This is a genomic window from Pseudomonas sp. Marseille-P9899, assembly GCF_903166565.1.
GTDB lineage: Bacteria > Pseudomonadota > Gammaproteobacteria > Pseudomonadales > Pseudomonadaceae > Aquipseudomonas > Aquipseudomonas huaxiensis.
The window spans coordinates 409408-420581 of sequence record NZ_CAESCG010000004.1; the positions used below are offsets into that span (position 1 = coordinate 409408).

At 62.3% G+C, this 11174-nt stretch carries 8 protein-coding genes; 5 read left to right on the top strand and 3 right to left on the bottom strand.

Features of this window, described 5'->3' with window-relative positions:
• Positions 1–190: 190 nt before the first annotated feature.
• The 4 genes from gltB (at position 191) to HWV67_RS21690 (ending at position 7828) form a co-directional block, all read left to right on the top strand.
• On the top strand, positions 191–4636 hold the full coding sequence (gene gltB / locus HWV67_RS21675) for a glutamate synthase large subunit (protein WP_175652712.1): 4446 nt from the start codon (positions 191–193) through the stop codon (positions 4634–4636).
• A gap of 120 nt (positions 4637–4756) precedes the next feature.
• On the top strand, positions 4757–6175 hold the full coding sequence (locus HWV67_RS21680; RefSeq protein WP_110970348.1) for an FAD-dependent oxidoreductase: 1419 nt from the start codon (positions 4757–4759) through the stop codon (positions 6173–6175).
• 128 nt (positions 6176–6303) lie between these two features.
• A complete protein-coding gene (hemE, locus tag HWV67_RS21685; protein WP_175652713.1) occupies positions 6304–7368 on the top strand; it encodes a uroporphyrinogen decarboxylase in 1065 nt (354 codons plus the stop codon).
• Between the two features lie 106 nt (positions 7369–7474).
• The gene (locus HWV67_RS21690) at positions 7475–7828 is read left to right on the top strand and encodes a NirD/YgiW/YdeI family stress tolerance protein (RefSeq protein ID WP_095156314.1); all 354 of its coding nucleotides are present in this window, start codon (positions 7475–7477) and stop codon (positions 7826–7828) included.
• Between the two features lie 140 nt (positions 7829–7968).
• Here HWV67_RS21690 and HWV67_RS21695 read toward each other — a convergent pair whose 3' ends face one another.
• Complete coding sequence (locus tag HWV67_RS21695) at positions 7969–9234, bottom strand: MFS transporter (RefSeq protein ID WP_218585612.1); 1266 nt, start codon at positions 9232–9234, stop codon at positions 7969–7971.
• A 121-nt stretch (positions 9235–9355) separates the two neighbouring features.
• Between HWV67_RS21695 and HWV67_RS21700 the strand changes: the two genes are divergently transcribed.
• A complete protein-coding gene (locus HWV67_RS21700) occupies positions 9356–10243 on the top strand; it encodes a LysR family transcriptional regulator (protein WP_175652715.1) in 888 nt (295 codons plus the stop codon).
• A gap of 6 nt (positions 10244–10249) precedes the next feature.
• Here the strand turns inward: HWV67_RS21700 and HWV67_RS21705 are convergent, their stop codons facing one another.
• Together HWV67_RS21705 and HWV67_RS21710 are read right to left on the bottom strand one after the other, a co-directional pair.
• Positions 10250–10696: an excinuclease gene (locus HWV67_RS21705; RefSeq protein WP_175652716.1), complete on the bottom strand. Its 447-nt coding sequence runs from the start codon at positions 10694–10696 to the stop codon at positions 10250–10252.
• A gap of 16 nt (positions 10697–10712) precedes the next feature.
• Positions 10713–11156, bottom strand: a complete 444-nt coding sequence (locus HWV67_RS21710) for a hypothetical protein (RefSeq protein WP_110970354.1) — start codon at positions 11154–11156, stop codon at positions 10713–10715.
• Positions 11157–11174 lie beyond the last annotated feature (18 nt).

Here is an 11174-nt window from a genome sequence, read left to right on the forward strand (position 1 = left end):
TAAAAACATTCAAAAATGCGACATGGATTTTCGCTGATTCGTCAGCAAATTTGTGGGCGTCCCTGTCGCTGTGCAACAATGGCACCCGTATTGCCCCCGCAAAGCTGGCGTTCGTTCGGCGTGGATGGTAAGTGGTTGTATTAAAAAGAGATTTGCCTTTGTGAGAGGCGAACCTGGTGAGAATGTGTCTATGAAAACAGGTCTGTACCATCCCGAAGAATTCAAGGACAACTGTGGTTTTGGCCTGATCGCCCATATGACGGGCGAACCCAGCCACCACCTTTTGCAAACGGCTATTGAAGCCCTGACCTGCATGACCCACCGCGGTGGGATCAACGCCGACGGCAAGACCGGCGACGGTTGCGGTCTGCTGATGCAGAAGCCTGATGCGTTCCTGCGCGCAGTTGCCAAGGAGCATTTCGGCAACGAGCTGCCCAAGCAGTACGCCGTGGGCATGGTGTTCTTCAATCAGAACGACGCCAAAGCCGAAGCCGCGCGCGAAAACATGAACCGCGAGATCCTCGCTGCCGGCCTGCAACTGGTGGGCTGGCGCAAGGTCCCGATCGACACCAGCGTTCTCGGCCGCCTCGCCCTCGAGCGCCTGCCGCAGATCGAACAGGTGTTCGTCGGCGGTGAAGGCCTGAGCGATCAGGAATTCGCCATCAAGCTGTTCAGTGCCCGTCGCCGCTCTTCGGTTGCCAACGCCGAAGACACCGACCACTACATCTGCAGCTTTTCGCACAAGACCATCATTTATAAAGGCCTGATGATGCCGGCGGACCTCACCGCCTTCTATCCGGACCTCAGTGACGAGCGCCTGCAGACCGCGATCTGCGTGTTCCACCAGCGCTTCTCCACCAACACCCTGCCGAAGTGGCCGCTGGCGCAGCCCTTCCGCTTCCTCGCCCACAACGGCGAAATCAACACCATCACCGGTAACCGCAACTGGGCCCAGGCCCGTCGCACCAAGTTCGAGAACGAACTGATCCCGGATCTGGAAGAGCTGGGCCCGCTGGTCAACCGCGTGGGTTCCGACTCGTCCTCGATGGACAACATGCTCGAACTGATGGTCACCGGTGGCATCGACCTGTTCCGTGGCGTGCGGATGATCATTCCGCCAGCGTGGCAGAACGTCGAGACCATGGACGCCGACCTGCGCGCCTTCTACGAATACAACTCCATGCACATGGAGCCGTGGGACGGTCCTGCCGGCGTGGTAATGACCGAAGGTCGCCACGCGGTCTGCCTGCTCGACCGCAACGGCCTGCGCCCGGCGCGTTGGGTTACCACCAAGAACGGCTACATCACCCTGGCGTCGGAAATCGGCGTGTGGGATTACAAGCCTGAAGACGTCATCGCCAAGGGCCGTGTCGGCCCGGGCCAGATCTTTGCCGTGGACACCGAAACCGGCCAGATCCTCGACACCGACGCCATCGACAATCGCCTCAAGTCGCGCCATCCGTACAAGCGCTGGCTGCGCCAGAATGCCCTGCGCATTCAGGCCGACCTGAGCGACGACCAAGGGGCGGCGAGCTACGACACCGACCAGCTCAAGCAATACATGAAGATGTTCCAGGTCACCTTCGAAGAGCGTGACCAGGTACTGCGTCCGCTCGGCGAGCAGGGCCAGGAAGCCGTGGGTTCCATGGGCGACGACACGCCGATGGCGATCCTGTCGCAGCGCGTGCGTTCGACCTACGACTACTTCCGCCAGCAGTTCGCGCAGGTGACCAACCCGCCGATCGACCCGCTGCGTGAAGCTATCGTCATGTCGCTGGAGATCTGCCTCGGTGCCGAGCGCAACATCTTCCAGGAGTCGCCCGAGCACGCTTCACGGGTAATCCTCAGCTCGCCAGTGATCTCGCCGGCCAAGTGGCGTTCGCTGATGAACCTCGACCGCCCTGGCTTCGAGCGTCATGTCATCGACCTCAACTACGAAGAAAGCCTGGGTCTGGAAGCTGCGGTGCGCAACATCGCCGACCAGGCCGAAGAAGCCGTGCGCGCTGGCAAGACCCAACTGGTGCTGACCGACCGTCATATCGCACCGGGCAAGCTGCCGGCTCACGCCTCGCTCGCTGTGGGCGCCGTGCACCACCGCCTGACCGAAAAAGGCCTGCGTTGCGACAGCAACATCCTGGTGGAAACCGCCACTGCCCGTGACCCGCATCACTTCGCCGTGCTGCTCGGCTTCGGCGCCTCGGCGGTCTACCCGTACCTGGCCTACGAAGTGCTGGCCGACCTGATCCGCACCGGCGAAGTGCTGGGCGATCTGGACGAAGTCTTCAAGTACTACCGCAAAGGCATCTCCAAGGGCCTGCTGAAGATCCTGTCGAAGATGGGTATCTCCACCGTCGGCTCGTACCGCGGAGCACAGCTGTTCGAAGCGGTTGGTCTGTCGGAAGAAGTGGTTGGCCTGAGCTTCTGTGGCGTTGCCAGCCGCCTGAAAGGTGCGCGTTTCGTCGACATCGAGAATGAGCAGAAACTGCTCGCCGCCGAAGCCTGGAGCCCGCGCAAGCCGATCCAGCAGGGCGGTCTGCTGAAGTTCGTCCACGGTGGCGAATACCACGCCTACAACCCGGACGTGGTCAACACTCTGCAAGCCGCCGTGCAACAAGGTGACTACGAGAAGTTCAAGGAATACACCGCGCTGGTGGACAACCGTCCGGTGTCGATGATCCGCGACCTGCTCAAGGTGAAGACCGCCGACCAGGCGCTGGACCTGAGCGAAATCGAACCGCTGCAAGCGATCCTGCAGCGCTTCGACTCCGCCGGTATCTCCCTGGGCGCGCTGTCGCCGGAAGCCCACGAGGCGCTGGCCGAGGCAATGAACCGCCTGGGCGCGCGTTCCAACTCCGGTGAGGGCGGCGAAGACCCGGCCCGCTACGGCACCATCCGCAGTTCGAAAATCAAACAGGTCGCCACCGGTCGTTTCGGTGTCACCCCCGAGTACCTGGTCAACGCCGAAGTGCTGCAGATCAAGGTCGCTCAAGGCGCCAAGCCGGGCGAGGGTGGTCAACTGCCAGGCGGCAAGGTCAACGGCCTGATCGCCAAGCTGCGCTACGCGGTTCCGGGCGTGACCCTGATTTCGCCTCCGCCGCACCACGACATCTACTCGATCGAAGACCTGTCGCAACTGATCTTCGACCTCAAGCAGGTCAACCCGCAGGCGCTGGTATCGGTCAAGCTGGTGGCGGAAGCCGGTGTCGGCACCATCGCCGCCGGTGTGGCCAAGGCCTACGCCGACCTCATCACCATCTCCGGTTATGACGGTGGCACCGGTGCTTCGCCGCTGACCTCGATCAAGTACGCTGGCGCCCCGTGGGAACTGGGCCTGGCCGAAACTCACCAGACCCTGCGCGGCAACGACTTGCGCGGCAAGGTCCGGGTCCAGACCGACGGCGGCCTGAAAACCGGCCTCGACGTGATCAAGGCAGCCATCTTGGGCGCCGAGAGCTTCGGCTTCGGCACCGCGCCGATGATCGCCCTGGGCTGCAAATACCTGCGCATCTGCCACCTGAACAACTGCGCCACCGGCGTAGCGACCCAGAACGACAAGCTGCGCAAGGACCACTACATCGGTACCGTCGACATGGTGGTGAACTTCTTCACCTACATCGCCGAAGAAACCCGTGAGTGGCTGGCCCGCCTGGGCGTGCGCAGCCTCGGTGAGCTGATCGGTCGTACCGACCTGCTGGAAATGCTGCCGGGCGAAACCGAGAAGCAGAAACACCTCGACCTCAGCCCGCTGCTGGGCAGCCCGCACGTGTCGGCCGACAAGCCGCAGTTCTGCGGAGTTGACCGCAACCCGCCGTTCGACAAGGGCCTGTTGGCCGAGAAGATGGTGCAGATGGCCCTTCCGGCGATCCGCGACCTGAGCGGCGGTGAATTCGATCTGGATATCTGCAACTGCGACCGTTCCATCGGCGCGCGGATTTCCGGTGAGATCGCCCGTCTGCACGGCAACCAGGGTATGGCCAAGGCACCGATCACCTTCCGCTTCAAGGGCACTGCTGGTCAGAGCTTCGGCGTGTGGAACGCCGGTGGCCTGAACATGCACCTGGAAGGTGACGCCAACGACTACGTCGGCAAAGGCATGACCGGTGGCAAGCTGACCATCGTGCCGCCAGCCGGCAGCCCGTTTGCCACCCAGGACAGCGCCATTATCGGCAACACCTGCCTGTACGGCGCCACTGGCGGCAAGCTGTTCGCCGCCGGTACCGCGGGCGAGCGTTTCGCCGTGCGCAACTCCGGTGCCCACACCATCGTCGAAGGCACCGGCGATCACTGCTGCGAATACATGACCGGTGGTTTTGTCTGCGTTCTGGGCAAGACCGGCTACAACTTCGGCTCCGGCATGACAGGCGGTTTCGCCTACGTGCTGGACATGGACAACAGCTTCGTCGACAAGCTGAACCATGAACTGGTGGAAATCCAGCGGATCACCGGCGAGGCGATGGAGGCTTACCGCAGCCATCTGCACCGCGTGCTGACCGAGTACGTCGAAGAAACCGGAAGCGAATGGGGCCGCGAGCTCTGGGAAAACCTGGACGACTACGTTCGTCGCTTCTGGCTGGTCAAGCCGAAGGCGGCAAACCTGAAGAACCTGCTCTCCAGCACCCGGGCCAACCCGCAATAAGCAGCTGCAAGTGGCAAGCCTCAAGCTGCAGCCAAAAGCAGTGTGAGGTTTGCCTGGCAACGTGATCGTCTTGCGGCTTGCAGCTAATAGCTTGCAGCTGCTGTTAAGAGGTTTAGAAAAATGGCTGAACGTCTGAGTAATGACTTCCAGTTCATCGAAGTCGGGCGCAAGGATCCAAAGAAGAAGCTGCTGCGCCAGCGCAAGAAAGAGTTCGTGGAGATCTACGAGCCTTTCAAACCCCAACAGTCGGCCGAACAGGCCCACCGTTGCCTGGGTTGCGGTAACCCGTACTGCGAGTGGAAGTGCCCGGTGCACAACTTCATCCCCAACTGGTTGAAGCTGGTCTCCGAAGGCAACATCCTCGCGGCCGCGGAACTGTCGCACCAGACCAACACCCTGCCGGAAGTCTGCGGTCGCGTCTGTCCGCAGGACCGTCTCTGCGAAGGTGCATGCACCCTCAATGACGGCTTCGGTGCGGTCACCATCGGCTCGGTGGAGAAGTACATCACCGACACCGCCTTCGCCATGGGCTGGCGCCCGGACATGTCCAAGGTCAAGCCGACCGGAAAGCGCGTCGCCATTGTTGGCGCCGGCCCTGCTGGCCTGGGCTGCGCCGACATCCTGGTGCGCGGCGGCGTGACCCCGGTGGTGTTCGACAAGAACCCGGAAATCGGTGGCCTGCTGACCTTCGGCATCCCCGAGTTCAAGCTGGAAAAGACCGTGCTGAGCAATCGCCGCGAAGTCTTCTCGGGCATGGGTATCGAGTTCCGCCTGAACACCGAGGTGGGCAAGGACGTGACCATGGAACAACTGCTCGAAGAATTCGATGCGGTGTTCATGGGCATGGGTACCTACACCTACATGAAGGGCGGCTTCCCGGGCGAAGACCTGCCGGGCGTGCATGACGCGCTGGACTTCCTGATCGCCAACGTCAACCGCAACCTGGGCTTTGAAAAGTCGCCGGAAGATTTCGTCGACATGAAGGGCAAGAAGGTCGTGGTGCTGGGCGGTGGTGACACCGCGATGGACTGCAACCGCACCTCCATCCGCCAGGGCGCCAAAGCCGTGACCTGTGCGTATCGTCGCGACGAAGCGAACATGCCTGGCTCGCGCAAAGAGGTGAAGAACGCCAAGGAAGAAGGCGTGAAGTTCCTCTACAACCGTCAGCCGATCGCCATCGTTGGCGAAGACAAGGTCGAAGGCGTGAAAGTGGTCGAGACCCGTCTCGGCGAACCGGACGCCCGCGGCCGTCGCAGCCCCGAGCCGATCCCGGGCTCCGAAGAGATCATCCCGGCCGACGCCGTGGTCATCGCCTTCGGTTTCCGTCCGAGCCCGGCGCCATGGTTCGAGCAGTTCGGTATCCAGACCGACAGCCAGGGCCGCGTGGTCGCTCCCGAGAAGGGCGCGTTCAAGCACCAGACCAGCAACCCGAAGATCTTCGCCGGTGGCGACATGGTCCGCGGTTCCGACCTGGTGGTAACGGCAATCTTCGAAGGCCGCAACGCCGCCGAAGGGATTCTCGACTACCTGGGCGTGTGATATACCACTGGGCGCAACAATAAAAACTATTGACCCAGGGCACTCTGATAGACAAAAGGCACGGTCTCCACCGTGCCTTTTCTTTGCCTGTCTGAGAAAATGCCCGCACTTTTTTTCCGGATGCCGACATGACTGCCTTGAAGAACGATCGTTTCCTGCGCGCCCTGCTCAAGCAACCCGTAGACGTCACCCCGGTGTGGATGATGCGCCAGGCCGGCCGCTACCTGCCGGAGTACCGCGCCAGCCGTGCCAAGGCCGGTGATTTCATGAGCCTGTGCATGAACCCGCAATTTGCCTGCGAAGTGACCCTGCAGCCGCTGGATCGCTACCCGCTGGACGCCGCGATCCTCTTCTCCGACATCCTCACCATCCCCGATGCCATGGGCCAGGGCCTGTACTTCGAGACCGGCGAAGGCCCGCGCTTCAAGAAAGTCGTCAGCACCCTGGCCGACATCGAGGCGCTGCCGATTCCTGATCCGCAGAAAGACCTGGGCTACGTGATGGACGCGGTCAGCACCATCCGCCGCGAACTGAATGGCCGCGTACCGTTGATCGGTTTCTCCGGCAGCCCGTGGACCCTGGCGACCTACATGGTCGAAGGCGGCTCGTCGAAAGACTTCCGCAAGACCAAGGCCATGCTCTACGACAACCCACACGCCATGCACCTGCTGCTGGACAAGCTGGCGCAGTCGGTCACCAGCTACCTCAACGGCCAGATCCTCGCCGGTGCGCAAGCGGTGCAGATCTTCGACACCTGGGGCGGCAACCTGTCGGCGGCGGCGTACCAGGAGTTCTCCCTGGCCTACATGCGCAAGATCGTCAGCGGCCTGATCCGCGAGCACGAAGGGCGCAAAGTGCCGGTGATCCTCTTCACCAAGAACGGCGGCATGTGGTTGGAAAGCATCGCCGAGGCTGGCGCCGACGCGCTGGGCCTGGACTGGACCTGTGAAATCAGCGACGCCCGCCGTCGCGTCGGTGACAAGGTGGCGCTGCAGGGCAACATGGACCCGACCGTGCTCTACGCCAAGCCGGAAGCCATCCGTGCCGAAGTGGCGCGTATCCTCGCCAGCTACGGCCATGGCACCGGCCACGTGTTCAACCTCGGCCACGGCATCACCCCGGAAGTCGATCCTGAGCATGCAGGTGCGTTCATCAACGCGGTGCATGAGCTGTCAGCTCAGTACCACCAGTAAAAGCGAAACGCCCGGCACAAGCCGGGCGTTTTTCTGTGCGGATTAAGTTTCAATTCAGGCGTGCCCGCTAATCTGATCCCATCAAAACCTGCCAAGGATCAGAACCATGAAAACCCGTTACCTCGCCCTTATCCTCGCCCCTCTGTTCAGCACCGCAGCCCTGGCTGCTGGCGCCGGCTATACCGGCCCGGGTGCGCAATCCGTCACCACCGTGGCCGCGGCCAATGATGCCGCCGATGACACCCCGGTCGTGCTGACCGGTTATGTGATCAAGAAGGTCAACAACGACGACAAGTACGAGTTCAAGGACAACACCGGCAGCATCACCGTCGAAATCGACAACGAAGACCTGCCGCCAGTGGCGTTCAATGACAAGACCAAGGTCAAGCTCACCGGTGAGGTGGAGAAGCACCTGATGTCGCGGGAGATTGATGTGGATGTGGTTGAGATCGTCAACTGATCCAACATTTGGGGCCGCTTTGCGGCCCTTCGCGACGGTTCGGCGCCCCGACGAGCTCGCTCCCACATAAATCGACAGCACAACACGGTCTGTGTGGGAGCGAGCTCGCTCGCGAAGGGCTGCAAAGCAGCCCCAGGTCTTTACGCGGCTTTAGGCGGCAGCTTGCTCAGATACACCGCCACACCCAGCGCCACCACCAGCAAACTACCGATAAACACCCCGATCCCATTCCATCCGGCGTAATGCCACGCCACCCCGCCCGCCGTCCCCGCCACGCTCGACCCCGCGTAATAACTGAACAGGTACAGCGACGAGGCCTGCCCCTTGGCCTTCAGCGCGCGCCGGCCAATCCAGCTACTGGCCACCGAGTGAGCGCCGAAGAAGCCGAAGGTGAACACCAGCATGCCGATGATCACCAGCGGCAGCGCGGTGAACAGGGTCATCAGCATGCCGCTGAACATCAGCACGATGGTGCCCCAGAACACCCGGCGCCGGCCCAGCTTGTCCGCCAGCGCACCAATCTGCGCCGAGCTGTAGATGCCCGACAGGTAAACGATCGACAGCAGCCCCACCAGCGCCTGGCTCATGTGATAAGGCTCGGCCAGCAGGCGGTAGCCGATGTAGTTGAACAGGGTGACGAACGCACCCATCAGCAAGAAGGCTTCCAGGAACAACCAAGGCAGACCGGCATCGCGAAAATGCAGGACGAAGCCGTCCAGCAGGCTGCGCGGGTTCATCGAGCGGGCGCGGAAGTTGCGCGACTCGGGGAGGACCTTCCAGAACACCGCCGCCGCAATCAGGGCCAGGCCGCCGATCACCAGCATCGCCGTGTGCCAACTGACGAAGTCGATCAGCACGCCGGTAATCAGCCGGCCACTCATGCCGCCAATAGCGTTGCCGCCGATGTACAGGCCCATGGCCAGGCCGATGTGTTGCGGATGAATCTCTTCGCTCAGGTAGGTCATGGCCACTGCGGCCAGCCCGCTCAGCGACAGCCCCACCAGCGCGCGCATTGCCAGCACGCCTTCCCAGGTCGGCATCAGCGCGCTGGCGAGTGTGCAAAGCGCGGCGCAGAACAGCGCGAAAACCATCACCGGCTTGCGCCCGATGCGGTCGGAAATTGGCCCGGTAATCAGCAGGCCGAACGCCAGCAAGCCGGTGGACACCGACAGCACCAGGCTGCTCTGCGCAGCATTGATGGAAAACTCTTTCGACAGCAGCGGCATCATCGGCTGCACGCAATAAAGCAGGGCGAAGGTGGCGAAGCCGCCGCAGAACAGCGCCAGCACCGTGCGCATAAAGGCCGGGGTGCCTTTTTCGATCCAGATGTCTTGCAGCGTGGCGGCCGCGTCGTTGAGCGGGGCGGGGGGAACTTCGTGGGCGTGTGGCGCGACAGCAGTTTTCACGGAAACCTCGGCGGGGTGCGGCCTCGGGGGGCAACTGCAAAAAAGCATATAGCTGGCTAATGATCATTTCCAATATATTGTTCGACCTGTTTAAGAGGTTTTACGACCTATTGGAGTCCCCATGGAATTGCGCCACCTGCGTTACTTCATCGCTGTCGCCGAAGAGCTGCATTTTGGCCGGGCCGCGCAGGTGCTGGGGATATCCCAACCGCCGTTGAGCCAACAGATTCAGGCGCTGGAACAAGAGCTGGGCGCGCGCTTGTTCGAACGCACCAACCGACGAGTGGAACTGAGCGAGGCCGGCCGGCTGTTTCTCGAAGAGGCTCGCCAGGTGCTGGCGCAGGTGGACAAGGCCGCTGACGTGGCGCGCCGGGCGCAGTTGGGTGAGCTGGGTGAAATGAAGATCGGCTTCACCTCGTCGGCGCCGTTCAATTCCAGCATTCCCAAGGCGATCTACAGTTTCCGCCAGCGTTTTCCGGCGGTGCATCTGAACCTCAAGGAGATGAGTAGCCACGACGTCGCCGATGCGCTGCTCGACGAGCGCATCGAAGTGGGCCTGATGCGGCCCTTGCCGCTGCCGGAGAGCTTGATCGCCACCGAACTGTTCCGCGAGCCGCTGGTGGCGGTGCTCAACGCCGCCCATCCGCTGGCGCAGGGCAGCGAGCAGGGTGTGCATCTGGCGGACCTGGCCCACGAACCCTTCGTATTTTTCCCCCGCAGTTACGGCAGCGGCCTGCACGCGCAGTTGCTCAGCCTGGCCCGTCAGGCCGGATTCAGCCCGCACTTTGCCCAGGAAGCCGGCGAGGTGATGACCATCATCGGACTGGTGTCGGCGGGGTTGGGGGGGTCGGTGTTGCCGGCGTCGTTCCAGCGCATGCGGATCGACGGGGTGGTCTACCGCACGCTGCTGGATGCCGAGGCGGTGACGGCGGTGTGGCTGGTGCAGCGCCGGGAGCAGGCATCGGCGATGGCCGGGGCCTTCGTCGAGCTGCTCACCCGGAAAACGTGACCGTTATCAGTCGACGCGGGACAGGTCGCCCTTGATCGCGACACCGGCCATGACGGCGCCAGCGTGGCATTCGTAGGTGGTGGCGTCCTTGCGCTCGACCTTCTTGTAGAAGCTGGCGATGTTGGTAACGGCGTTGGCGTTCACCTTTTTCGCCGCGTCCTGCATGGTTATCAGGGCCGATTGCAGGGCCCATTCGCAGGCCGCTTCGTCGCTCTTGTTGAAGGCGTTGGTCTTCTTGTTGGTGACTGCGTTCGGGCTCACCACGGTGACCTTGCCGCGAGGCTGCACGCCGGCCAGGTAGAACTTCACCGAGCCGTCCAGTTTCTTCTCGGCGGTCATCTGCTGGACGACTTTCTCGAAGGGCAGGTACAGCGCGGTATCACGTGCCTGGCTCAGGCCTGGCAGGGCGCAGAGCAGCAGGGCGGTAGTGGCGGTCCAGGTTTTCAGACGCATCTATGTCTTTCCTTGATTAGTGAGCGGTGCTCGATTGTTGTTCACTGACTGCGCGCTGAACCATGCGGTCGGTTTCGATGCGTTTCAGCGCGCGCAGGATGCTTTTGTCCAGGTTCTTGACCCAGCGGTTGTAGTTGCGGTGGATCTTGCCGTCCTTGTAGTCCATCTCGCGGCTATCGCGGTAGTCGATGCGATAGTTGCTGAGGCTGTAGGTGATATCGACGCGGGCGTAGTACATGTTGCGCACCAGGATATCGGCCTGGATCACCTCGTCGCCGATGTTGCGCACGGTCCAGCCGCGCTCGGCGGCGCCGGTCAGGATGGCTTTCTTGATCTCTTCATGGCTGTAGGTGTGGCCAACCACCAGCAGTTCTTTCGGGGTCAGCAGGGGTTTGGTCGTGCAGCCGGCGAGGCCGATCAGAACCAGGCCCATCAGGGCCGCGCGAATGAGTGAAGACATTCCTTTTTCTCCAGGTGT